General features: G+C 72.7%; 23 protein-coding genes. 11 read left to right on the forward strand and 12 right to left on the reverse strand.

The window, feature by feature from the left end; translation table 11 throughout:
- Positions 1 to 125: 125 nt before the first annotated feature.
- From ACZ6KY_RS02410 to ACZ6KY_RS02420, 3 genes are all read right to left on the reverse strand, one after another.
- A complete protein-coding gene (locus tag ACZ6KY_RS02410) occupies positions 126 to 344 on the reverse strand; it encodes a hypothetical protein (RefSeq protein WP_328556277.1) in 219 nt (72 codons plus the stop codon).
- Between the two features lie 20 nt (positions 345 to 364).
- A complete protein-coding gene (locus ACZ6KY_RS02415) occupies positions 365 to 1,606 on the reverse strand; it encodes an inorganic phosphate transporter (RefSeq protein WP_469308421.1) in 1,242 nt (413 codons plus the stop codon).
- Between the two features lie 178 nt (positions 1,607 to 1,784).
- Positions 1,785 to 2,531 carry a lysozyme gene (locus tag ACZ6KY_RS02420; RefSeq protein WP_469308422.1) on the reverse strand — a complete coding sequence of 249 codons (747 nt, stop codon included), beginning with the start codon at positions 2,529 to 2,531 and terminating at the stop codon, positions 1,785 to 1,787.
- Positions 2,532 to 2,776: 245 nt separating this feature from the next.
- Between ACZ6KY_RS02420 and ACZ6KY_RS02425 the strand changes: the two genes are divergently transcribed.
- From ACZ6KY_RS02425 to ACZ6KY_RS02435, 3 genes are all read left to right on the forward strand, one after another.
- Positions 2,777 to 3,460 carry a class II aldolase/adducin family protein gene (locus tag ACZ6KY_RS02425; protein WP_469308504.1) on the forward strand — a complete coding sequence of 228 codons (684 nt, stop codon included), beginning with the start codon at positions 2,777 to 2,779 and terminating at the stop codon, positions 3,458 to 3,460.
- A gap of 105 nt (positions 3,461 to 3,565) precedes the next feature.
- Positions 3,566 to 4,693, forward strand: coding sequence for an alpha/beta hydrolase family protein (locus ACZ6KY_RS02430; RefSeq protein ID WP_469308423.1), 1,128 nt, complete (start codon positions 3,566 to 3,568; stop codon positions 4,691 to 4,693).
- 470 nt (positions 4,694 to 5,163) lie between these two features.
- Positions 5,164 to 6,567, forward strand: a complete 1,404-nt coding sequence (locus tag ACZ6KY_RS02435) for a hypothetical protein (RefSeq protein ID WP_469308424.1) — start codon at positions 5,164 to 5,166, stop codon at positions 6,565 to 6,567.
- A 49-nt stretch (positions 6,568 to 6,616) separates the two neighbouring features.
- On the opposite strand, the gene ACZ6KY_RS02440 is transcribed toward ACZ6KY_RS02435, so the two are convergent.
- Together ACZ6KY_RS02440 and ypfJ are read right to left on the reverse strand one after the other, a co-directional pair.
- Entirely contained in the window at positions 6,617 to 7,030 is a 414-nt protein-coding gene (locus ACZ6KY_RS02440; protein WP_469308425.1) for a VOC family protein, read from the reverse strand.
- Positions 7,031 to 7,207: 177 nt separating this feature from the next.
- The gene (ypfJ, locus tag ACZ6KY_RS02445) at positions 7,208 to 8,098 is read right to left on the reverse strand and encodes a KPN_02809 family neutral zinc metallopeptidase (RefSeq protein WP_469308426.1); all 891 of its coding nucleotides are present in this window, start codon (positions 8,096 to 8,098) and stop codon (positions 7,208 to 7,210) included.
- 450 nt (positions 8,099 to 8,548) lie between these two features.
- On the opposite strand from ypfJ, the gene ACZ6KY_RS02450 reads away from it, so the two are divergent.
- From ACZ6KY_RS02450 to ACZ6KY_RS02460, 3 genes are all read left to right on the forward strand, one after another.
- Entirely contained in the window at positions 8,549 to 10,147 is a 1,599-nt protein-coding gene (locus tag ACZ6KY_RS02450; protein ID WP_469308427.1) for an ABC-F family ATP-binding cassette domain-containing protein, read from the forward strand.
- Positions 10,148 to 10,521: 374 nt separating this feature from the next.
- A complete protein-coding gene (locus tag ACZ6KY_RS02455; RefSeq protein ID WP_006123601.1) occupies positions 10,522 to 10,743 on the forward strand; it encodes a helix-turn-helix domain-containing protein in 222 nt (73 codons plus the stop codon).
- A 146-nt stretch (positions 10,744 to 10,889) separates the two neighbouring features.
- A complete protein-coding gene (locus tag ACZ6KY_RS02460) occupies positions 10,890 to 11,693 on the forward strand; it encodes an enoyl-CoA hydratase/isomerase family protein (RefSeq protein ID WP_469308428.1) in 804 nt (267 codons plus the stop codon).
- Positions 11,694 to 11,750: 57 nt separating this feature from the next.
- Here the strand turns inward: ACZ6KY_RS02460 and ACZ6KY_RS02465 are convergent, their stop codons facing one another.
- The gene (locus ACZ6KY_RS02465) at positions 11,751 to 12,908 is read right to left on the reverse strand and encodes a hypothetical protein (protein WP_469308429.1); all 1,158 of its coding nucleotides are present in this window, start codon (positions 12,906 to 12,908) and stop codon (positions 11,751 to 11,753) included.
- Between the two features lie 87 nt (positions 12,909 to 12,995).
- Here ACZ6KY_RS02465 and ACZ6KY_RS02470 point away from each other — a divergent pair, with 87 nt between their 5' ends.
- The 5 genes from ACZ6KY_RS02470 (at position 12,996) to amaP (ending at position 15,439) form a co-directional block, all read left to right on the forward strand.
- On the forward strand, positions 12,996 to 13,478 hold the full coding sequence (locus tag ACZ6KY_RS02470) for an Asp23/Gls24 family envelope stress response protein (RefSeq protein ID WP_351537614.1): 483 nt from the start codon (positions 12,996 to 12,998) through the stop codon (positions 13,476 to 13,478).
- 84 nt (positions 13,479 to 13,562) lie between these two features.
- Positions 13,563 to 13,748: a hypothetical protein gene (locus ACZ6KY_RS02475; RefSeq protein WP_261703263.1), complete on the forward strand. Its 186-nt coding sequence runs from the start codon at positions 13,563 to 13,565 to the stop codon at positions 13,746 to 13,748.
- Positions 13,749 to 13,751: 3 nt separating this feature from the next.
- On the forward strand, positions 13,752 to 14,171 hold the full coding sequence (locus ACZ6KY_RS02480) for an Asp23/Gls24 family envelope stress response protein (RefSeq protein WP_469308430.1): 420 nt from the start codon (positions 13,752 to 13,754) through the stop codon (positions 14,169 to 14,171).
- Entirely contained in the window at positions 14,168 to 14,854 is a 687-nt protein-coding gene (locus ACZ6KY_RS02485) for a DUF6286 domain-containing protein (RefSeq protein WP_469308431.1), read from the forward strand. The genes ACZ6KY_RS02480 and ACZ6KY_RS02485 overlap by 4 nt, the downstream gene beginning before the upstream one ends.
- 6 nt (positions 14,855 to 14,860) lie before the next feature.
- A complete protein-coding gene (gene amaP / locus ACZ6KY_RS02490; RefSeq protein ID WP_469308432.1) occupies positions 14,861 to 15,439 on the forward strand; it encodes an alkaline shock response membrane anchor protein AmaP in 579 nt (192 codons plus the stop codon).
- A 523-nt stretch (positions 15,440 to 15,962) separates the two neighbouring features.
- Here the strand turns inward: amaP and ACZ6KY_RS02495 are convergent.
- The 6 genes from ACZ6KY_RS02495 to ACZ6KY_RS02520 all read right to left on the reverse strand — a co-directional run bounded on the left by ACZ6KY_RS02495 (position 15,963) and on the right by ACZ6KY_RS02520 (position 21,919).
- Positions 15,963 to 16,718, reverse strand: coding sequence for an SDR family oxidoreductase (locus ACZ6KY_RS02495; RefSeq protein WP_469308433.1), 756 nt, complete (start codon positions 16,716 to 16,718; stop codon positions 15,963 to 15,965).
- 14 nt (positions 16,719 to 16,732) lie between these two features.
- Positions 16,733 to 18,547, reverse strand: coding sequence for a glycoside hydrolase family 15 protein (locus tag ACZ6KY_RS02500; RefSeq protein ID WP_469308434.1), 1,815 nt, complete (start codon positions 18,545 to 18,547; stop codon positions 16,733 to 16,735).
- A 103-nt stretch (positions 18,548 to 18,650) separates the two neighbouring features.
- Positions 18,651 to 19,442 carry an SURF1 family cytochrome oxidase biogenesis protein gene (locus tag ACZ6KY_RS02505; protein ID WP_469308505.1) on the reverse strand — a complete coding sequence of 264 codons (792 nt, stop codon included), beginning with the start codon at positions 19,440 to 19,442 and terminating at the stop codon, positions 18,651 to 18,653.
- 89 nt (positions 19,443 to 19,531) lie between these two features.
- Positions 19,532 to 19,765, reverse strand: a complete 234-nt coding sequence (locus ACZ6KY_RS02510; protein ID WP_467761010.1) for a hypothetical protein — start codon at positions 19,763 to 19,765, stop codon at positions 19,532 to 19,534.
- 78 nt (positions 19,766 to 19,843) lie between these two features.
- Entirely contained in the window at positions 19,844 to 20,842 is a 999-nt protein-coding gene (locus ACZ6KY_RS02515; RefSeq protein WP_469308435.1) for a DEDDh family exonuclease, read from the reverse strand.
- Between the two features lie 123 nt (positions 20,843 to 20,965).
- Positions 20,966 to 21,919 carry a TerD family protein gene (locus ACZ6KY_RS02520; protein ID WP_469308436.1) on the reverse strand — a complete coding sequence of 318 codons (954 nt, stop codon included), beginning with the start codon at positions 21,917 to 21,919 and terminating at the stop codon, positions 20,966 to 20,968.
- Between the last annotated feature and the right edge of the window lie 202 nt (positions 21,920 to 22,121).

Raw genomic sequence — 22,121 nt, forward strand, 5'->3', positions numbered from 1 at the left:
GTTGGCAGGAGGGGCGACGGGTAGAAAACCCCCCCCTGAGTGGGGCGGCGGCCCCCCCCCCCCCCCCCCCCCCCCCCCCCGCGGTACCGCTCGGCGCGACCCCGTTTCGGGCCGCTCGTGCCGGGCTACTTGGTGATGATCAGGGAGATGCCGTACGCCACCGCCGCGGCGCAGGCCGCGAAGCAGACGTACGCGCCGGTGGCCGCCGCGACCGCGGAACCGCCCTGCGCCGACTCCTTCTTGGAGAGGCCGGCGACACCGAGGGTGAAGAGGGCGACGAGGGCCACGGTCACTCCGAGGCTGACCCCGAAGACGGACCCGAGGGCTGACCAGTCGATGTTCATGCTGTTTCTTCCTTCGGTTCTCAGGCCACGGGGGACGGCGCGGACGGGCTCGCCGTGGGCTCGGCGGGAGCCGGGATGGTGGCCGTGAGCTCCTCGGCCACGGTGCCGGCCGGGGGCGGGGTGACGGCGGCGATGGCCTGGGTCACCACACCGGCGGGCTCTTCGGCGTCGTTCACGTTGCTGTGGTCGATCACCTCGCGGCGCGAGCGGCGCCAGATCGCGAAGCTGGATCCGACCAGGAAGACGGCGACGAGCGTGGTGCCCCAGGCGCCGAAACCGGTCACCCATTCGGCGAGCGCGCCGACCAGGGCGGCGGCCGGCAGTGTGAGGACCCAGGCGACGACCATCCGCTTGGCGGTGGACCAGCGGACCACACCGCCCTTGCGGCCGAGGCCGGCGCCCATCACGGAACCGGAGACCGAGTGCGTGGTGGAGAGGGAGAAGCCGATGTGCGAGGAGGCCAGGATGACCGTGGCCGCGCTGGTCTGGGCGGCGAAGCCCTGCTGCGGCTGGAGGTCGGTCAGGCCCTTGCCCATCGTGCGGATGATGCGCCAGCCGCCCAGGTAGGTGCCGAGCGCGATGGCGAGACCGGCGGACAGGATGACCCAGACCGGCGGGTTGGAGTCGGGAGCGACGGCGCCACCGGCGACCAGGGCCAGGGTGATGATGCCCATCGTCTTCTGCGCGTCGTTGGTGCCGTGGGCCAGCGAGACCAGGCCCGCGGAGGCTATCTGGCCGGCGCGGTAGCCCTTCTTGGTGGCCTTGGTGTCGGCGTCACCACTGAGCTTGTACGACAGTCGCGTGGCGAACATCGCGGCGAGGCCGGCGACGATCGGGGCCGCGACCGCGGGCAGGAGCACCTTGCCGACCAGGACGTCCCCGTGCACGGCGCCGGTACCGGCGGAGGCGATGGTGGCGCCGACCAGGCCGCCCATGAGGGCGTGCGAGGAGCTGGACGGGAGTCCGACGAGCCAGGTCACGAGGTTCCAGAGGATCGCGCCGACGAGCGCGGCGAAGATCACCTCCGGCTTGATGCCGGATTCATCGACGAGGCCTTTGGAGATCGTGTTGGCGACCTCCACCGAGAGGAAGGCGCCGACAAGGTTGAGCGCGGCGGACATGGCCACCGCGACCTTGGGCTTGAGCGCGCCGGTCGAGATGGTGGTGGCCATCGCGTTGGCGGTGTCGTGGAAACCGTTCGTGAAATCGAACACGAGAGCGGTGACGATCACGATTCCGAGGAGGAGCGTGATGTGTTCCATTTACCCAGGCTTCTGTTGGACGTCAGTGGCAGGTGGACCGTAGGCAACCTGGATGAACGGAAGGTGAACTGGGTCGGGCGTCATGGTGTCTCAAATAGTGAATCGCCCCTCCGCTTGCACCGAAGGGGCGACACCACGGGTTCGAACGGATGCGGAATCTCGGGCTCCGCTTGGGTCGCTACCCGAGAGCGAGTCGCTTGAGTCGGGCCGGGGATCCGTTGAAGAGATTCTGGTCACCCGGCAGGCTGCCGCCGTCGCCGTACTGCCAGAAGGTCCACGCGGACCATCCGGCGGGCAGTGCCCCGGCGTCCGCCGAGCCGTAGCGGGCCAGCCACAGCGTGTGATCCGCGGCAAATGTCCGGCTGGATCCGGTGCACGCGTTCCACCAGTGCGTTGTGGTGTAGATCACAGGCCGACGGCCGGTCTCCCGGCGGATCTCGTCGCTGAAGGCCCTGATCCAGTTCACCATTCCGGCCTTGCCGAGCCCGTAGCACTTGCTCTTGCCGTACGGGTTGTACTCGATGTCCAGCGCGGGCGGCAGCGTCCAGCCGTCCGCGCGCCACGCCCCGCCGTTGTGTACGAAGTACGCGGCCTGCGTGGCGCCGGAGGACTGGTCCGGCACCGCGAAGTGATACGCGCCGTGGAGGATGCCCGCGTCGCGCGCGCCGTCGTACTGCCGGGCGAAGTAGGGGTTGCGGTAGGTGGTGGACTCGGTCGCCTTCACGTAGACGAACCGCGCGCCCTTCGCTTTCGCGCTCCGCCAGTCCACGTTCTTCTGGTGAGAGGAGACGTCGTGCCCCCTGGTGTCGCCCGCGGCCTCGGCCGGGAGCGCGGTGAGACCGGTGCCCCCCAGGGCCGGCGTCGCCGCGACGGCGGTCGCGGCGACGCGGGCACGACGACGGAACGGTTTGTGATCACGAGCCACATTTCCCCCCGGAAATGGCGACGTGGTGCGACAAATCCCCCAGAGGCTACGGGAAGATCCCGTGCCGCCCGTCGATCCCCGGCCATTCGCCGGCGGGGGCGGCATACGTCTGTGCGCACTCTTACGGAGGCTCGGCTTCCGCCCTGAGGTGCGCCCGCCCGGGGTGCGTCTTCCGCCGCGCCTGGCAGGATCGCGTCATGAGTGAGCGGCACCGGGACGCACGGGACGGGCGGGAGGACCCACGGATGGCGGACGAACGCGACGAGCGGGACGGGTCGGCCGCGCGGGACGCCCTTCGGCAGGCCTGGGACGAACTCGTCGCGACGGCCCGCCGGACGGTCACCGACGGGCTGGTCGTCGGCACCTCGGGCAACGTCTCGGTCCGTGTCGGCGACACCGTCCTGGTCACACCCACGGGCGTGCCCTACGACCGGCTGACGCACGACGACATCGTCGGCGTCGGCCTCGACGGCCGGCGGACAATCGGTTCGCTGCGCCCGACCAGCGAACTGCCGATGCACCTCGCGGTGTACCGCGTGACCGGCGCGCGGGCCGTCGTCCACACCCACGCCGCGCACGCGACGGCCGTCTCGGTCCTCGTCCCCGAGCTCCCGCTGATCCACTACATGGCCGCGGACCTCGGCGGCCCGGTCCGCGTGGCCCCCTACGCGACGTACGGCACGCCGGAGTTGGCCGAGAACATGCTCCGCGCCCTGGCCGGCCGCACCGCCTGCCTCCTCCAGAACCACGGCACCATCGCCTACGGAGCCTCGCTGGACCAGGCGTACGACCGCACGGCCCAACTGGAATGGATGTGCCGCGTCTGGCTCCTCTCCTCCTCCGTGCCCGGCCTCGCGCCCGCCCTGCTCTCACCGGACCAGCTCCAGGAAGCGGGGGAGCGGCTTCGGGGATACGGCCAGAAGCGCTAGAGCCCCGCCGGACCGGCCCCGCGGCAGGGGTCCGGTGAGCGTCGGCCGTCACCCCTGGGGGCTCTCCCGCTGGCCGATGGCCGGGTCCCCCGGGAAACTGGTCGGGTGCGCATCCTAAGAGCCACGGCAGCGGCCGTCACCGTAGCCATTGCGGCAGGCGCGGCCTCCGTGGCGGCGGGCCGGTTCGCCAGCGACGCCGCGCTGAAGACGAGGCCGGGCAAGCCCCTGCCCACCGAGCACCGGCTCACCGTGCACGCCACGACGGCGGGCGGCATCACCCTCACCCGGGCCCTCGCGTCCCGGCGCCCGGGAACCTACGGCCTCGCGGGCGACGGCTCCCACGCGGTCGTCGGCCCCCTCCAGAACTCCGTCCCGCACACCGCCGACACCGTCGTGCGCCGGCTGGAACGCGTCACGCACGGATCACTGGAATCCGGCGACAAGGTGTGGCTCACCCCGAACCTGTACGTCGGCGACCCCGGGTCCGCCCTCGGACTCGAACACGCCGACGTCGACGTGCCCGGCGAACTCGGTGCCCTGCCCGCCTGGTTCGTGCCCGCCGTCCGCGACACCTGGATCATCACCGTGCACGGCCTGGGCGCCACCCGGGAACACCCCATGAACGTCATGGAGTTCCTGAACAGCCGGCACTTCCCCGTGCTCGACCTCGCCTACCGGGGCGACCTCGGGGCACCCCGGCCCCCGGACGGCCTGAACCACCTCGGCGAGACCGAGTGGCGCGACCTCGACGCGGCCATCCGGTACGCCGTGCGGTACGGCGCCGAGCGCGTCGTCCTGTACGGCTGGTCCACCGGCGCGACCATGGCGCTCCGCGCCGCCGCCCATTCCGCGCTGCGCGAGCGGATCTCCGGGCTCGTCCTGGACTCGCCGGTCCTCGACTGGGAGACCACGCTGCGCGCCCTCGCCGGCGCCCGGCACACCCCGAGCTTCCTGCTGCCGCTCGCGGTGCGTGCCGCCCAGGGCCGCACCGGCGTCCGTGGAGACCGCATCGCGCACGCCGCGCACCCCGCACAGGTCAAGGTGCCGACCCTGCTGGTGCACGGCCCGGACGACACCATCGCCCCCTGGGCTCCGTCCCGCCGCCTCGCCGCGAGCCGCCCCGACCTGGTCACCCTGCACACCGTTCCGAACGCCCCGCACGGCGCCATGTGGAACGCCGACCCGGCAACCTACGAAGAAGCCCTGCGCCGCTTCCTCACCCCCCTGATGTGATCCGTCCCCGATCCGAGCCACGGCATGTGGCCGAGACGGCCACCGCACGGCGCCGAGACGGCCACGGCGCGCTGTTGGAACGGGTCGGCACGTTCGCGCCGCAACGGCGCCCCTCCGGCGCCCGCCCGCAGCCAAGCCGTCGCGCGCGCCCGGCGCGAAGCCCGCGCACGCCCTGGGAGCGCAACCGGCACACGCTCCCGGAGCGAAGCTCCCTGCGCACGCCCGGGGTGAGGCCGTCGCGCGCCCCCTTGTGGGCGGGCCGACGGCTGTGCCGAGGCTCTGTGCGAGGGAGGCACCTCGGCGCGTCCCGGGACACGCGAAGGCACGCTTCCGGTTCGGTCCTGAACAACTCCGCGCGGCACTCTTCCCCGCGTGTCGGGCACCCCGGGAAGGGCCCACTCCCACCGCCCCCGTGGCCTGCGACGGCATTCCGTTTGGGTTTTCGGACCGTCAACCGCAAGACTGCACCCGTGACGTCCCGTAACCCGCGCGACTCCAGGCTCCGACTCGTCAGCCCGCGGTCCCTCGCGGCCGCTCCCCGAGCGGTGACCCAACGCCGCACGCGCCGCCCCGCACCGCGACCGCCGGAAGGCACACCGCCGCCCGCGGAACTCGCCCGCATGGCGCGCACCGGCCTGTCCGACGCGGCGCGCGTCGCGCGCTGGGCCGACGCAGCCCTGCGCCCGGGGCGCGACGGCGCGAACCCCGGCGGCAAGGGCGCCCTCTCGGACGCCACCGCCGAACGGGCCGCCGCGGATCTCGGACTGACCCCGGTTCAGGTCCGCGCCGACTGGGACACCGCCCGCCTGTCCGGCCTCATCGAGGTGCACGGCGACACCGCCCGCCCGGGATGGCGGCTGCGCGCCTGGAGCCGCGACGACAGCGCCGTCCTGCGCGGCTGGGTCGCGCTCTTCGACGCCTGGTCCCTCGCGTATCCCGAGCCGGTGGACCGCGAGCCCGCGGCCGTCGCCGAGGTCGTCTCCGCGATGCCCCAGGTGCTCTCCTTCCTCCAGCTCTCCGCCGGGCCCGTCCCCGTCGACCAGCTCCTCGACCTCCTCGGACAGCGCGTCACGGAACTGCGCACCGAGCGCTGCGAAATCCCCTACGGCCCCGAGCCCGTGCCCGCCCCGGAGCCCGCCGAGGTCCCGGACGCCCCCCTCGCCCCCCTCCTCGACTGGGCCCTGCACGCCCTCGCCTCCGTCGGCGCGCTGACCTACGGCGAAGGACAGGCCACCCTCACCCCGCTCGGCAGCTGGGCGGTCTGGGTCAAGCTGGAGCAGATCTGCGTCGCCGCGCAGAGCCCCGCCGGGAACATCGAGCAGTCAGCCGAGGACATGCTCCGCGGCTGCGCCCAGCTCCGCCCCAACGCCGCCCGCGCCGAGTACCGCGCCTGGCTCGCCGCCCGCCCGGTCGGTGGCGCCGTCACCGAACTCATCGACGCCGCCCGCGGCGAGGACGCCCTCACGCGCGGCCTCGCCTTCGAGGCGCTGCGCGTGGTCGGCGCCCCCGCGGAGCCCGATGTGCGCGCCGTGGTCGAGGAGACCCCGCTGCGTCCCTACGCCCTGCTGTGGCTCGCCGAGCACGACGGCTACGACCCCGAGGACGCCCACGAGGTCCTCACCCGCGCCGAGTCCACCTGGCTGTGGGTCGACACCGCGGCCGCCGTCGCCGACCACGGCGAGGCCCCGCTCCTCGTCCGCCATCTGGAGTCCGCGGTGCAGCCCACCGTGCCCGCGCTGCTCGACGAGGTGCGGGCCGTCGGGCACCCCCGCACGGTGCAGGTACTGGTCGCGCTCGCCGCCGCCCACCCGGACCCGGCCCTCGCCAAGGCCGTACGCCGGGCGGCCTTCCAGGTGCACACCGGGGGAAGCTGACCGGGGGCGCCGGCCAGGAGCGGGCGCGCGGGCCGCAGCCCGGCGGGGTCTACGCGCCTATCTCCGGGGCGTACGTGCCGAAGCTCCAGATGTTGCCCTCGATGTCGCGGGCCATGTAGTCCCGCGAGCCGTAGTCCTGGTCGGTCGGGACCATCAGGATCTCCGCGCCGTGGTCCACGGCCCGCTGGTGGTGTGCGTCGACGTCGTCCACGACGATGTAGACCCCGCACGGGCCCGCGCTCTTCATCGCCTCGTCGAAGCGGCCGCCGCGGCCCTTGGAACCGAGCATCACCGCGCCGTTGCCCTGCACCAGCTCGGCGTGCATCACCGAGCCGTCCTCCCCCTCGTAGACGGACAGCTCGGTGAAGCCGAAGGCCTCCGTGAGCTGCCTGATGGCCGCCTTCGCATCGGTGTACAGCATCGAGGGGTAGATGCTCGGGCGCGCGCCGTTCATGCCAGCCATGCCGATCACTCCGTCTCGTCACACACTGCCGGATTTCGATCCGCTGCTCAGTCTGGCACCGGCCACTGACAACGCCCCGCGGCCCGGAAATCCGGCTCCCGCCGTGTTGCTCGGCCCGGCGCCCCGCAGTCCTGGGCCCCGGCGTCCCACGGTCCCGGCGTCCCGTACGGCTCATGCTCACCGGAACGTGTTGCACTGCGCCATGTCGCCGCTGGTGAAGCCCTGGTAGAACCACTGCTGGCGCTGCTTGGCCGACCCGTGCGTCCAGGTCTCCGGGGTCACCCGGCCCTGGTACCTCGACTGGATCCGGTCGTCGCCCACGGCCGCCGCCGCGTCCAGGCCGTCGCGGATGTCGGCGTCCGTCAGCGAGGTCAGCAACGGCTTGCCCGTCGACGAGGACGGGGTGGTGGTCGCGTGCCGCGCCCACACCCCCGCGTAGCAGTCGGCCTGGAGCTCCACCTTCACCGCGTTGCTGTCCGCGCCGGTCACGCCGTCCTGCGACCGGGCCAGCGTGCCCATCAGGTTCTGCACGTGATGCCCGTACTCGTGCGCCACCACGTACGCCTGCGCGAACGGTCCGCCGCTGGAGCCGAACTTCGTACGAAGATCGTCGAAGAAACCGAGGTCCAGATAGACCTTGCGGTCACGGGGACAGTAGAAGGGTCCGACGGACGACGACGCGGTGCCGCACGCGGTGTTGATCCGGCCGCTGAAGAACACCGTCGGCGCGCGCGTGTAGGCGCCTCCCCTGCGCGCGAACTCGTGGGTCCAGTAGGCCTGGACGCTGTTGACCACCGCCACGGTCCGGCAGTCCTCCTGGGAGTTCGCGTCCCGCCCCGTGCGGCAGGTCTGCTGCACCTGCGCGAGGGAGGAGGCGGTCGTCCCTGGCTGGTCGCTGTCCGAGGAGAGCCCGAGCTGGTCGGGACCCACTCCGAAGAGCAGTCCGACGACCAGGGCGATCAGGCCGGCGAGGCCGCCGCCGATGGTCGCCCGGCCGCCGGGGATCCGGCTGCCGCGCACGTCCTGCACCTCGGAGGTGTCCAGATCGGCGTCGTCGTCGAACTGCATGGGCACACCACTTCCTGCCGTGCGTCGCTCCGTGGCGCCATCCTCATACGCACCCGGACCCCCGGCTCCGGCCCGAGGTCCGAACGGGCGACGTACGCCCCGGCAGCCCGGCCGGGCCTCCTGTCCGGCCTCCTGCCCCGGACAGCCGGACCGGCGAGAATCATCACAGCGGGACCGGCGGGACCGGCGGGACCGGCGTGATCGTCGCCGTGGAGCACCAGGGCCGGATCACCCGGGCCGCGCCCCCTCGACACCGCGCGAAGGCGCCGAAGATGCGCCCGAGAGGCACCGCGCGGCGGGGCGAGTGTCACAGTGCGCGACGCCCGCACACCGGAAAAGCGGTTGCACCGCCCCGTTAGACTTGGCCCATGGCCATTCTCCTCGCGCATTAGACGGCGGGAACGTCCTCAGCCGTCCACCCCGCCAACGACCCTGCCCTGGAGTCTGTCCGTGATTTCCGCCTCCGGTATCGAGCTGCGCGCCGGCGCCCGCATCCTCATCGAGTCCGCCACCTTCCGCATCACGAAGGGCGACCGCATCGGCCTGGTCGGCCGCAACGGCGCGGGCAAGACGACCCTCACCAAGGTCCTCGCGGGCGAAGGCCAGCCCGCCGCGGGCACTGTCGCCCGCTCCGGCGAGGTCGGCTACCTGCCGCAGGACCCGCGCACCGGTGACCTCGACGTCCTGGCCCGCGACCGCGTCCTGTCGGCCCGCGGCCTGGACGTCCTGATCCGCAAGATGCGCGAGAACGAGCAGCGCATCGCCAACGGCTCGGGCGCCACCCGCGAGAAGGCCATGCGGCAGTACGAGCGCCAGGAGACGGAGTTCCTCACCAAGGGCGGGTACTCCGCCGAGGCCGAGGCCGCCACCATCGCCGCCGCGCTCAACCTGCCCGACCGGGTGCTCGGCCAGCCCCTGCACACGCTCTCCGGCGGTCAGCGCCGCCGTATCGAGCTGGCCCGCATCCTCTTCTCGGACGCCGACACCCTGCTCCTCGACGAGCCGACGAACCACCTCGACGCCGACTCCATCGTCTGGCTGCGCGACTACCTGAAGACGTACCGCGGCGGCTTCATCGTGATCTCCCACGATGTCGACCTCGTCGAGACGGTCGTCAACAAGGTGTTCTACCTGGACGCCAACCGCGCCCAGATCGACGTCTACAACATGGGCTGGAAGCTCTACCAGCAGCAGCGCGAGGCCGACGAGAAGCGCCGCAAGCGCGAGCGCCAGAACGCCGAGAAGAAGGCCGCCGCGCTGAACTCGCAGGCCGACAAGATGCGCGCCAAGGCCACCAAGACGGTGGCCGCGCAGAACATGGCCAAGCGCGCCGACAAACTGCTCGCCGGCCTGGAGGCGGTCCGCGTCTCCGACAAGGTCGCCAAGCTGCGCTTCCCTGAGCCCGCGCCCTGCGGCAGGACCCCGCTCATGGCCGAGGGCCTGTCGAAGTCGTACGGCTCCCTGGAGATCTTCACCGATGTCGACCTGGCCATCGACAAGGGCTCCCGGGTCGTCATCCTCGGCCTGAACGGCGCCGGCAAGACGACCCTCCTGCGTCTGCTCGGCGGCGCCGAGAAGCCCGACACCGGCGAGGTCATCGAGGGCCACGGACTCAAGCTCGGCTACTACGCCCAGGAGCACGAGACCCTCGACCCCGAGCGCACGGTCCTGGAGAACATGCGCTCCGCCGCCCCCGACCTCGACCTGGTCGAGGTCCGCAAGACGCTCGGCTCGTTCCTGTTCTCCGGGGACGACGTCGACAAGCCGGCCGCCGTGCTGTCCGGCGGCGAGAAGACCCGGCTCGCGCTCGCGACCCTCGTCGTCTCGTCCGCGAACGTCCTGCTGCTCGACGAGCCGACGAACAACCTCGACCCGGCCAGCCGCGAGGAGATCCTCGGCGCGCTGCGCACGTACAAGGGTGCCGTCGTTCTCGTCACCCACGACGAGGGCGCCGTCCAGGCGCTCCAGCCGGAGCGGATCATCCTGCTGCCGGACGGCGTCGAGGACCTGTGGGGCTCCGACTACGCCGACCTGGTGGCCCTCGCCTGAGCCCGTGCGCGGCCTCCGGGAGGGGGTCCGCGCCACGTGATCGAATGACTGATCCACTGCGTATGGATCATTCGGCCGATCCGTGATCCATCATCTGTGTGAGATCTCCTCGTACCGAGGTGTGTCCTACATCGATTTCACGGCCGAGTCCCTTGTTCCCAGGGGCTCGGCCGTCTTGCGTCGCTGACCAGGCACTTCGTGGGGGAACCCGTTCGGCTGTACGGACGGCATCGGCCGGAATCATTGATTCCACTCGTGGGGACGGACTCCTGTCGTCAAAACCGTGTCTTACGGACCTTGCCGAATGGGTGGCCATGACGCCCGAAAGGGGTGATCATGAGAGTCCAGAGCGCACTTCCCATGAGGAGGACCGGGTGGCCGAGACTCTGAAGAAGGGCAGCCGGGTTACCGGCGCCGCGCGCGACAAGCTCGCGGCAGACCTGAAGAAGAAGTACGACTCCGGTGCGAGCATCCGAGCGCTGGCCGAAGAGACCGGCCGTTCGTATGGCTTCGTGCACCGGATGCTCAGCGAGTCGGGTGTCACGCTCCGAGGGCGTGGCGGAGCGACGCGGGGCAAGAAGGCCGCCTCGGCCTGAGGCCGGGCGTCCCCATCGGCTTCGGTGGTGACCACCCGGTCGGTCGGGTGACCGACCGGGTGGTTACTGTGCAGTCACTTAGGTGCGTTCCCTCGTGTCTTCGCGGGGTGCGCAGCTGATCCGACCGCACCCATCGGAGGCACCCCATGGCTTCGCTCGACAAGGATCTCGACCCGGTACTCGACAAGGACGGCGTACGGCTCACCGTCGACGGCGCGACCGCCACGGTGACGCTGACCAATCCGGCCAAGCGCAACGCCCAGAGTCCTGCTCTCTGGCGGGCTTTGACGCAGGCCGGCCGGTCACTGCCGGGCTCCGTCCGCGTGGTCGTTCTGCGTGCCGAGGGCCAGTCCTTCTCCGCGGGGCTGGACCGGCAGGCGTTCACGCCCGAGGGCTTCGACGGGGAACCGTCGTTCATCGACCTCGCGCGCGGCTCCGACGCCGAGCTCGACGCGACCATCGCCGAGTACCAGGAGGCGTTCACCTGGTGGCGGCGCAGCGACCTCGTGTCGATCGCCGCCGTACAGGGGCATGCCATCGGTGCGGGGTTCCAGCTCGCGCTCGCCTGTGACCTGCGCGTCGTCGCCGACGACGTGCAGTTCGCCATGCGCGAGACCAGCCTCGGCCTGGTGCCCGACCTCACGGGAACGCACCCGCTGGTCAGCCTCGTGGGATACGCCCGCGCGCTCGAGATCTGCGCCACGGGCCGCTTCGTGCCGGCCGAGGAGGCCGAGCGCACCGGGCTCGCCAACCTCGCCGTGCCCGGTGAGCAGCTCGACGCCGCGGTGCTCGACCTCACCGCGGCCCTGCTGGCCGCGCCGCGGGACGCCGTGATCGAGACCAAGGCCCTGCTGCGCGGGGCACAGGACCGGTCGTACGAGGAGCAGCGCACCGCCGAGCGGGCGTCCCAGGCCCGCCGGCTCCGCGACCTCGCGGGCGTGGGGGAGTAGACACCCCCTGAGGCCCGCCCAGCCAGGACACCCACCGACGGCGGACGTCCTGGCTCCCTAAGGACGGGCGTAAGGACGGGCGTCCCGGCTCACGGCGGTCACCAGTACGGCCACGGACGGGGTGTCCCGTGCGGCCTCGGTGATCGCCGTCCTGACCGCCCGTGCCACGTCCACCGCCCGCTCGTCCGGGGAGACCGCCAGTTCGACGCGGATGTGGCGGCGCGGCAGGGCCGGTTCCGCGGCGGGCGCGGTCTCGACGTGGACCGGTTGGCCCAGGACGTCCGTCAGACGGGTGACGCCCGGGACGGCCAGAGCGGCCGCCGCGATCCGGGCCTGCTCGGGGTCCTTCGGCACGACCGCCTTCCGCGCGTCGTCGGCCGGCACGGTGACGGACGTGCTCGGTGGGCCGTCCGGCGCGACGGCGGCGCCCCGTGTGTCCCCTACGTCGTCGGCCGGTACGGCGGTGGCCCTGTCTGGTAGGTCGTCGGCCGGCACGGCGGCCTGTGACACCCGTACGTCGTCGGCAGGTACCGAGGCCTGTGTCTCCCGTACGTCGTCGGCCGGCTCGGTGGCCTGCGTCTCCCGTGCGCTGTCGGCCGGGCGGGCGGTCCGTGTGCCCCGTACCTCGTCGGCCGGGACCGCTGCGGGCGCCTCCCGTTCCTGGCTCGCGGGGAGAGCCTGGGGCGCCTCGCGTTCCTGGTTCGCCGGGATCGCTGCGAGCGCCTCGCGTTCCTGGCTCGGCGGGAGGGCCTTGGGCGTCTCCCGTTCCTCGTCCGCCGGGAGCGCCGCGGACGCCTCGTCCTCCTCCAGCAGGTCAGTCACCCGCAGGTCCACCTCGGTGACGTCGAGACCCAGCCGCTGTGTCGCCGCGGTGGCCAGGGTCAGGCGCAGCCGGGCCGCGGTGGCCGGAAGGGGTTCGACGCCCGGGGACGTGGGATCCACCGAGGCCAGGAACTCCGCCGTGACACGCAGCGGGCCGGGCGGCAGCGCACTGGGCGGAAGCGGCACCGCGGGCGCCCCGGCCCGGTCGGGATCGGCGAGCGCGATCCGGAGCGCGCCGAGACGCACACCGTCCACACCGGCCGCCGCGCGCCGCAGCGCCGACTCGGCCGCCGCCTCCGTGATCCACGCGCCGTCGCGCGGAAGGCCCAGCGGCAGGAGTCTGCCGAGCCCGAGCTGATGCCGTACCACTTGCGTCCATCGGTCCGCCGTCATCACCCCAGCCTGCCCCATCCACGGCGCGCGACCGCGCGACCCGACCTACTGTGAGCAGAGGAGGACGACCGAAAGGGACGTACGGCGATGACCGACATGACCGAGCGGAACCGGACGGACAGCCCCGACATCGAGAAGGAGAGCCAGCAGACCCGCAAGCCCACCAGGCGCGGCGGCGGAGATCCCGCCACGCGGGGACGGACCACGATCGCCGACGGAGTCGTGGAGAAGATCGCCGGGCTCGCCGCCCGTGACGTGGTCGGTGTCCACACGATGGGCAGCGGGCTGAGCCGGACCTTCGGAGCGGTGCGCGACCGGGTGCCGGGCGGGTCCAAATCCGTGACACGGGGTGTGAAGGCCGAGGTCGGCGAGCTGCAGACGGCGCTCGATCTGGAGATCGTCGTCGACTACGGCGTGTCGATCGCCGACGTGGCCCGGGACGTACGCGAGAACGTCGTCGCGGCCGTCGAGCGCATGACCGGCCTCGAAGTGGTGGAAGTCAACATCGCGGTGAGTGATGTGAAGCTTCCCGAGGAAGAAGACGAGGAGCCGGAGTCGCGGCTCCAGTGACCCGCGGGTCACCGGAACGCCCCGGACATCCGGGTCACCGCATCACAAGTGATCACGCGGCCACCGACTGCTGAGGAGCGCACCATGAGCTTGGCCGTGATCGGCATGATCGCCGGAATGGCGCTGGCCTTCGCCGGGTACTTCGGCGGTTTCGGTGCCTTCCTCCTGGTGGCCGCCCTGGGGGCCGTCGGGTTCGTCGTCGGACGGCTCCTGGAGGGTGACCTGGACATCGGCGACTTCTTCCGCGCCCGTGACGACCGGCGGCGGTGACGCGTGCCAGGTCATGTCGACCGGCTCGGTGAGACCCGGCCGGGCCTCGCGACCGTCGCGGCCCCCGAGCGGGGCGCCACCCGGATCGCCGACCGCGTCGTAGCGAAGATCGCGTCGCAGGCGGCGCGCGAGGCACTGCCCCCGCTGCCCGCCGACGCCGTACCCCCGCACGCGACGGTCGTCGTGCGGCGGCAGTCGGCCGGCGGCGGAGCGGACGGGACACCGACGCACAGTGCCCAGGTCCGGGTCAGCCTCGAACTCGGCTACCCGGCCGACATCGGTGCCCAGTGCGGTGAGGTGCGTCGTCATGTCGCCGAGCGGGTAAGGGCGTTGGCGGGAATGGAAGTGCCGGAGGTGGCCGTCCAGGTGGAGCGGCTGCATCTGGCACACGGGCCAGGCGCGGTACAGGGGAGGACGCGATGAGCGAGCCCCAGGGCTCCGAGAACACCCGGAAGCTGCCCGTACTGGAGAAGCCGGAGAAGGGGGACGACGCGGGCGCGCTCGGGCAGTCCGCCTCCGCGGCCGCCTACGAACCGCTGAACACCGTCGACGACGAGGACGGCCGGCAGGGCCGGTTCTGGTCCGCGCGCCGCATCCCGGCGGGCATCCTCGCGTTCCTGCTCCTCGTCGCCGCGGGCGCCTTCCTGTACGACGTCGTGGCGGTGCGCGCCGGGCGGTCCGCCCTGCGCTGGCGCACGTGGGTGGCCCAGCAGCTCGCCGAACGGCCGCTCGACGGCACCGCGGTCCTCGTCGGCGCCGGGATCGCCGCAGTGGTGGGACTCTGGCTGATCGTCCTCGCGGCCACACCGGGACTGCGGGACGTGCTGCCGATGCGGCGCACCCACGCCGATGTCCGGGCCGGGCTGCACCGGGGCGCCGCCGCGATGGCGCTCCGCGACCGGGCCATGGAGGTCGCCGGTGTGCAGTCGGTCCGGGTACGCGTGAAGCGCCGGAAGGTCGACGTCCGCGCGGTGTCGCACTTCCGGGAACTCGACGACGTGCGCGCCGACCTCGACACCACGCTCGCCGACGGCATCAAGGGGCTGGGACTGGCCCGTTCGCCCGCCCTGTCGGTGCATGTCGCGCGCCCCGGAAGGAAGGGGTGAGGGTCCGTGCTCCGGATCGTCAACCGCGTACTGATCGGCTTCATCGGGCTCGTGCTGCTCGTCCTCGGCGGCTCCGTGCTCGCCGTCGGACTCGGCGTACGGCCGCCGTCGTGGTGGATCTACGACGGGCGGCACGACGTGCTGCTCAGCACCGCCGATCGGACCAAGTGGCGGGACCAGGGCTGGTGGTGGCCCGCCGTCATCGCCGCGCTCGCGGTGCTTCTGCTGCTCGCCCTGTGGTGGCTGGTCGCCGTCGTGCGGCGCCGAAGGCTCGCCGACGTGCTCGTCGACACCGGCGACGGGGCGGGCGCGCTGTTGCGCGGCCGGGCCCTGGAGGGCGTGCTGGCCGCCGAATCCGCCCGGCTGGGCGGGGTCGACCAGGCGCACGTCCATCTGACCGGCCGGCGCAGCCTGCCCGAGGCACGCGTGCGGCTCCTGCTGGAACCGCATGTGGACCCCGGGCACGCGCTGCACCTGCTGACCGTGGAGGCACTCGCGCACGCACGGGACTCGGCCGGCCTCGCCACGCTCCCCGCGGAGGTCCGTCTACGCGGCGTCAAACACCGCGCGGAGCGCGTGACCTGAGCGACGCCGGCTTCCGGGCGGGCGCCCCTGCCGGCCCCACCGGAGTCCGGGAGGACGCGCCGCCGAGCCACCCGCCTTCGGCAGGCTGCGCCGCCGGGCCCGCCCGTTTCCCGGCAGGACGCCCTGCCGGGCTCTTTCGCCGCAGCGGTCTCGCCGTGCTGTGCCCGCGGAGGTCCGCCTACGCGGGGTCGAGTACCGCGCGGAGCGCGTGACGTGAGCGGCGCCTGCTTTCGGCAGGACGCCCTGCCGGGCCCCGCTGGCTTTCGGCAGACTGCGCCGCCGGGCCCGCCCGTCTCGGGTAGGACGCCCTGCCCGGCCCGCCGCTTCCGGGACGGGCGGCAGAGCGCACCCGTTTCCGGCCCGTGGGCACGCCGCCCACCCGGCGGCCACCGCCGTCGCCGTCCGGACCGGCCGCCCTTGCTGGGGCCGTCGGCTTCCGGGCAGGGTGCCCCGCCGGTCCGCCCGGCTTCGCGGTGGCCCGGGTGGGCTCGTCTGCGTTTGCGGGCGGGCCCGGTGGCCGGGTCTAGAAGCCGCTTCGCATTCCGCCGTCCACCGGCACCATGATGCCCGTGAGGTACGACGCCGCGGGGGAGAGCAGGAACGCGGTCGTGCGGCCGAACTCCTGCGGGGTGCCGTAGCGGCGCAGCGGGATACGGGACTCGTTGGCCGCGCGGGTGGCCTCGGGGTCGGCGGACAGCCCGTCCAGTTCGCGGACGCGGTCCGTGTCGATGCGGGACGGCAGCAGCCCGACGACCCGGATGCCGCGCGGGCCCAGTTCGTCCGCGAGGGACTTGGCGAAGCCCGCGAGGCCCGGACGCAGACCGTTGGAGATGGTCAGCCCGGGAATCGGTTCGTACACCGAGCCGGAGAGCACGAAGCCGACGACACCGCCCTCGCCGAGCTCCGCGGCGGCCGCGCGGGCCAGCCGTACCGCACCGAGGAACACCGACTCGAACGCCACCATCCACTGCTCGTCGGTGTTGTCCGCGGCGAACCCGGGCGGCGGTCCGCCGACGCTGATCAGGATGCCGTCGAAGCCGCCGAAGTGGTCACGGGCGGCGGCGATCAGCAGGGCCGGGGTCTCGGCGGCGCCGTTGTCGGCCGCGATCCCGACCGCGTTCGCGCCGAGCGCGGAGGCGGCTTCGGCCGCGCTCTTCGCGTCGCGTCCGGTGACGATCACCTTCGCGCCGTCGGCGACGAGTTCACGCGCGGCGGCGTTGCCCAGGCCCCGGGTGGCTCCCGTGACGACGTACACACGATCCTTCAGTCCAAGATCCATGGCCCCATCCTCCCCTATCCAGGTGGCGTGACCTCTTCCGCTTCGCCCGCCTCCTCGACGCCGAACAGGCTGAGGGCGGACACCACCAGACCGATGTGGCTGAAGGCCTGCGGGAAGTTGCCGAGCTGGCGGCCCGCGACCGGGTCGTACTCCTCGGACAGCAGTCCCAGGTCGTTGGCGAGGCCGACCAGCCGTTCGAACAGCTCGCGCGCCTCCCGCGTACGGCCCGTCAGATGCAGCGCGTCCGCGAGCCAGAACGAGCAGACGATGAACGTGCCCTCGTCGCCCGGGAGTCCGTCGACGCCGGTCGACGCGCCGCTGTAGCGGCGCACCAGGAAGCCGTCGGGGGCGAGCTCGGCGCGGACCGCGTCGATCGTGCCGACCACCCGCGGATCGTCGGGGGGCAGGAAACCTACCCGGGGGATGAGCAGCAGGGAGGCGTCCAGTTCGGGTGAACCGTAGGACTGCGTGAAGGTGTTCCGGACGGGGTCGAAGCCGCGTTCGAGCACCTCCTGGTGCACCTCGTCGCGCATCGCCCGCCAGGCCTCCAGATCGCCCTCGAGCGTCGGATCGTCCTCCAGGGTGCGCACGGCGCGGTCGGCGGCCACCCAGGCCATCACCTTCGAGTAGACGAAGTGCCGGCGGGGGCCGCGCACCTCCCAGATCCCCTCGTCCGGCTGCTGCCACGCGACCCGCAGGAACTCCATCATGGCGCACTGCACCCGCCACATGTGCGGTCTGGACGGCAGGCCCGAACGCCGGGCGAGTGACAGCGAGTCGATGACCTCGCCGTACACGTCGAGCTGCAACTGCTCCACGGCGCTGTTGCCGACCCGGACGGGCGCGGAGCCGGCGAAGCCGGACAGCCACGGGATCTCGTACTCCGGCAGCCGGCGTTCCCCCGAGAGGCCGTACATGATCTGGAGGTCCGCCGGGTCGCCCGCGACCGCGCGCAGCAGCCAGTCGCGCCACGCCTCGGCCTCCTCGTGGTAGCCGGCCGCGAGGAGCGCGCCGAGGGTGAGCGTGGAGTCGCGCAGCCAGCAGTAGCGGTAGTCCCAGTTGCGGACACCGCCGAGTTCCTCGGGCAGCGAGGTGGTGGGGGCGGCCACGATGCCGCCGGTCGGCGCGTAGGTGAGGGCCTTGAGGGTGATCAGGGAGCGTACGACGGCGTCCCGGTGCGGCCCGTCGTAACGGCAGTGCGCCGCCCACGCCCGCCAGTCCTGGACGCTGGTCTCCAGCGCCTCGAAGGGATCGCACAGGGGCGGCCGGGGCCGGTGCGAGGGGTGCCAGGTCAGGACGAAGGCGACCTTCTCGCCCGCCGCCACGGTGAACTCCGACTGCGTGCGGAAGTCCTTGCCCCAGGTGTCCACGGGCGGCTCGCTGCGCAGCCACACCGAGTCCGGCCCCGCGACCGCCACCCGGTGGCCGTCCGCGCGGCGCATCCACGGCACGACCGAGCCGTAGTCGAAGCGCAGCCGGAGCAGACTGCGCATCCGGACCGTGCCGCTGAGACCTTCGATGATGCGTACGACATCGGGGGCGTGCTCGCGCTGCGGCATCAGGTCGGTCACCCGGACCGAGCCCTCGGCGGTGTCCCACTCGGTGTCGAGCACCAGTGTGTCCGGGCGGTACGCGCGCCGGGTGCACACGTCCGCCCCCTCGGGCGCGATCCGCCAGTGACCGTTGTCCTCGTCGCCCAGCAGGGCCGCGAAGCAGGCCGCGGAGTCGAAGCGGGGCAGGCACAGCCAGTCGACGGAGCCGTCGCGGCCCACCAGAGCGGCGGTCTGTTCGTCCCCGATGAGCGCGTAGTCCTCGATGTGTCGGTCCACGGTGGACGGGTTCCCGACCGGGGTGACGATCAATCGGGCCGCCAGAGTGGCGTGGGCGCTTCCGGGCGCCTCCAGGACGGCGGCGCGCGCTCCGTCCCCGGCGCTACACGGTCGCCGGTTCCGCTTCCGGCGCGGTCCGCGCGGCGGCGGCCTCCGCCCGGTCACGCCGCTCGCGGCGGACCAGGATCACGAAGCCGACGGGGACGCCCGCGGAGAAGAGCCACCACTGGATCGCGTACGCCATGTGCGGGCCGATGTCGCTGTGCTCGGGGTCCGGGATCAGCTCGGGGGAGTCGCCCTTGGGCTCCGGCGCGGTCTCCTCGATGTAACCGCCGAGGACCTGCTCGCCGAGCCGCCGCGACTCCTGCCCGCTGCTGATCAGCATGACCTGACGGGCGGGCAGGCCCCGGACGTTCTTGATGCCGCTGTCGGCGGTCGTCTGGTCGGCCATCAGCCGGCCGGTGACGGTGATCTCGCCCCGGGCGGGGGCCGGGATCTTCGGGAAGGCGGTCTGCGCGCCGTCCGCCGGGACCCAGCCGCGGTTGACCATGAGGACGCGGCCGTCGGCCAGGACGAACGGGGTCAGGACGTGGTAGCCGACCTCGCCGTCGGCGTTGGTGCGGCGCCGGACGACCTCTTCGTGCGCGGTGTCGAAGTGCCCCTTCGCGGTCACCCGGCGGAACAGGTCGTCGTTCCGGATCCGCTGTCCCGGCGCGGTGACCGTCTCCGCGGGCACCGGCTTCGCGGCGAGCGAGTCGGAGATCACCGTGTTCAGGGCGACCTTGTGCTCATGCCGGTGAAGCTGCCAGAAGCCCAGCTTGATCATCGTCGGGATGAGCGCGAGGGCCACGAGGGTGAGGATCACCCACTGCCGGGACAACAGGAAGCGGTACACCCCATTGACGGTACTCGGCATGATTCGGCCCTCGACGGGAGGGTCCCGCCGAGGGCCGTGCGATGCCCTGTCCGGGGCCGGTCCGGGACTCACACCCTGTCGACGATCCCCGCATTCCCCTCCGCGCGGGCGCAGTGCGCGCCGCAGTACCAGTGGCCCTCGACCTCGACGCCCTGGCCGATGACCTGGACGCGACAGTGCTCGCAGATCGGGGCCATCCGGTGGATCGCGCAGGAGAAGCAGTCGAAGACGTGCACCGCGCCCTGCGCGTGCACCTCGAAGGTCATTCCGTAGTCATTGCCGCATACTTCGCATCTCGCCATGCGCCACAGGGTGGGGTGCCGGGGCGGTGCGGGCGAGCGGGTGACGGGCGAGTCGCCCGTCAATCACCCGTACGTCGGTCACCCTTCCGACGCGGGTTCGACGTCCCGCAGCAGTTGCCCGAACGCGGCCTCGTCGATCACCGGTGTCCCGAACTGCTTGGCCTTGGCCACTTTCGACGTGCTGGAGTCCGGGTCGTTCGTCACCAGCAGGCTGGTGAGCCGGGACAGGCTCGTCGCGACATGCAGCCCGGCCTCGACGGCCCGGTCCTCCAGCAGTTCGCGGTCGACGGACGTGTCCCCGGAGAACGCGACCCGCATGCCCTGCTTGAGCGGCTTGTCCGGCTCGTATCGTCCTGGGTTGGGATGGGGGCATGCGGGGCGCTTGCGGGAGGGGCGCCAACTGCCGGACGGGTAGCCGCCGGACGCGTAGCCCCCGGACTGCCGTCCGATCCGCGGTGCCGCGGGGCTGTCCGACCACTCCTTGAGCGGCAGGCATTCGAGCAGCGGCAGACGCACCCCCTCGCGCGCGGCGGCCCGCAGGCTCGGCCGGAACGCCTCGGCGAGCACGCGCGCGTCGTCCAGCGCGTGGTGGGCGCGCTGCTGTACGACACCGAAATGCGCGGCCAGCGACTCCAGCTTGTGGTTGGGCAGCGGCAGGCCCAGTTCCTTGGAGAGCGCGATGGTGCACAGGCGCTGACGCACCGGCGCCTCGCGCTCCGCGCGCGCGTACTCGCGGGCGATCATCGACCAGTCGAAGACCGCGTTGTGCGCGACCAGCACCCGGCCGTCGAGCCGGGCGGCGAACTCCTCGGCGACGTCCTGGAAGAGCGGAGCCCCATCGAGCATCTCGCTCGTCAGACCGTGGATCCACACCGGGCCCGGGTCCCGCTCCGGATTGACCATCGTGTACCAGTGGTCCTCGACCTCGCCGCGCGCGTCCAGCCGGTAGACGGCGGCGGAGATTATCCGGTCGTCGCGGGCCAGCCCTGTGGTCTCCACGTCGACGACCGCGTATCCCTGCGGATACGCGGCCGGCCAGGAGGCTGGGGACGCTGCGGTCGTGAGGTCTTCGAGCATGGTCAATGAGGATACGGGCCCCGACTGACACTCCGGCCCGCGGCTTCCCCGATCCGGCGCCCCCGGGAGCCCGTCACCGGGCCCCCGGTACGGACCCGGTAACCGGGCACGGCGTTGACGCGCTCAGCCCAGTGCCGCCACCAGATCCTCCGCCTTCAGGGCGGCCAGACCGCAGCCGTCGACCGGGCCGGGCGGCAGCCGGTACGCGGATCCGCTCGCGCCCTGCGGGGCGACACCACCGTGCGCCAGGGCGAGCGGCACATGCCTCTTCGCGGCCGCCCCGGCGCCGAGCCCCTCCGGGTCCTCGGCCGGCCGCCGCCGCTCCGGGGGCTCCAGAACGCGCACGCGGGCGGCGAAGGCGAGGTCCGTCTCGCCCTGCGCGCGCGTGCAGTGCCACAGCTCGTCGCCGGACGGTGCCCGCCGGACCACCGCGACCTCGTCCGTACGGGCCGCCGCGTGCCACACCGCCAGGTCCCACAGGGTCGTACGGCCGGTGGTGAAGTACGGGAACAGGTCCTTGCCGACGCGGCCGAGGCCGGCGCTGTGCCGGTACACGCCGTGGAAGCCCTCGGACGCCGGCGGATGCGGGTCCGTCCACAGGAACGTGCGGCGCTCCAGGTCGACCGGCAGGGGCACGTGGACGCGTGAATCGCCCTCCAGGCCGTAGCGCTGAGGCACGGTGCGGGGGTCGTACGAGGCGTCGCGTCCGTCCTTCGTGGGCAGTGCCATGAAGCCGGCGAAGGCGTCGAGGAGATACTCGAAGGCGATGCCGTCGAAGCTGAAGACGATGGGCGCGGCGAAGCGCGCCGGGCCGGCGGCGAGCGCCGCGAGGTCCAGGTCCACGTACTCGGTGGCGCCGTCGGGCGCTGGGGCCGAGGTCAGGTCCCCGGAGCGGCCGGCGGCCCGCTCCCCGTGGACCAGGTTCGTGTAGTCGCACCCGCCCACGAACGTCCAGTCCTCGTCGTACAGCGCGACGGACAGATCGAGGTCCACGCGGATCCCGGCGGGCTGCCTCCAGCGCGGGAACAGGCGCAGGACCTCCCCTTCCGGGAGCGGCTGGAAGCTGCCGCGCGGCACCGGGACCAGCGCCTTCGCGGACGCGTGCTCGGCGGAGGGGACGGCCGGGCCCGCGAGCCCCGCGTCGAGGACGGCGAGGTCGAAGCGCGGGGCGGACGACGGCCGGCGCGCGGCCTCGGCCTCCAGGAGCGCGCAGACGCCGCCGGCGACCGCCTCGGCCGGCGGGGCCCGGGTGTCGTCGAGCGTGAAGGAGTGGGGCTTG

It is taken from the genome of Streptomyces sp. NPDC042002, assembly GCF_055588305.1.

Excerpts from the sequence above, each read along its gene's own strand:
- ACZ6KY_RS02425 (WP_469308504.1), top strand. The coding sequence starts at position 2,777 with ATGGCGGACGAACGCGACGAGCGGGACGGGTCGGCCGCGCGGGACGCC.
- ACZ6KY_RS02515 (WP_469308435.1), bottom strand. The coding sequence starts at position 20,842 with ATGCTCGAAGACCTCACGACCGCAGCGTCCCCAGCCTCCTGGCCGGCC.
- ACZ6KY_RS02485 (WP_469308431.1), top strand. The coding sequence starts at position 14,168 with ATGAGCGAGCCCCAGGGCTCCGAGAACACCCGGAAGCTGCCCGTACTG.
- ACZ6KY_RS02460 (WP_469308428.1), top strand. The coding sequence starts at position 10,890 with ATGGCTTCGCTCGACAAGGATCTCGACCCGGTACTCGACAAGGACGGC.
- ACZ6KY_RS02475 (WP_261703263.1), top strand. The coding sequence starts at position 13,563 with ATGAGCTTGGCCGTGATCGGCATGATCGCCGGAATGGCGCTGGCCTTC.
- ACZ6KY_RS02470 (WP_351537614.1), top strand. The coding sequence starts at position 12,996 with ATGACCGACATGACCGAGCGGAACCGGACGGACAGCCCCGACATCGAG.
- ACZ6KY_RS02510 (WP_467761010.1), bottom strand. The coding sequence starts at position 19,765 with ATGGCGAGATGCGAAGTATGCGGCAATGACTACGGAATGACCTTCGAG.
- ACZ6KY_RS02410 (WP_328556277.1), bottom strand. The coding sequence starts at position 344 with ATGAACATCGACTGGTCAGCCCTCGGGTCCGTCTTCGGGGTCAGCCTC.
- ACZ6KY_RS02465 (WP_469308429.1), bottom strand. The coding sequence starts at position 12,908 with ATGACGGCGGACCGATGGACGCAAGTGGTACGGCATCAGCTCGGGCTC.
- ACZ6KY_RS02495 (WP_469308433.1), bottom strand. The coding sequence starts at position 16,718 with ATGGATCTTGGACTGAAGGATCGTGTGTACGTCGTCACGGGAGCCACC.
- ypfJ (WP_469308426.1), bottom strand. The coding sequence starts at position 8,098 with ATGCAGTTCGACGACGACGCCGATCTGGACACCTCCGAGGTGCAGGAC.
- ACZ6KY_RS02415 (WP_469308421.1), bottom strand. The coding sequence starts at position 1,606 with ATGGAACACATCACGCTCCTCCTCGGAATCGTGATCGTCACCGCTCTC.
- ACZ6KY_RS02440 (WP_469308425.1), bottom strand. The coding sequence starts at position 7,030 with ATGGCTGGCATGAACGGCGCGCGCCCGAGCATCTACCCCTCGATGCTG.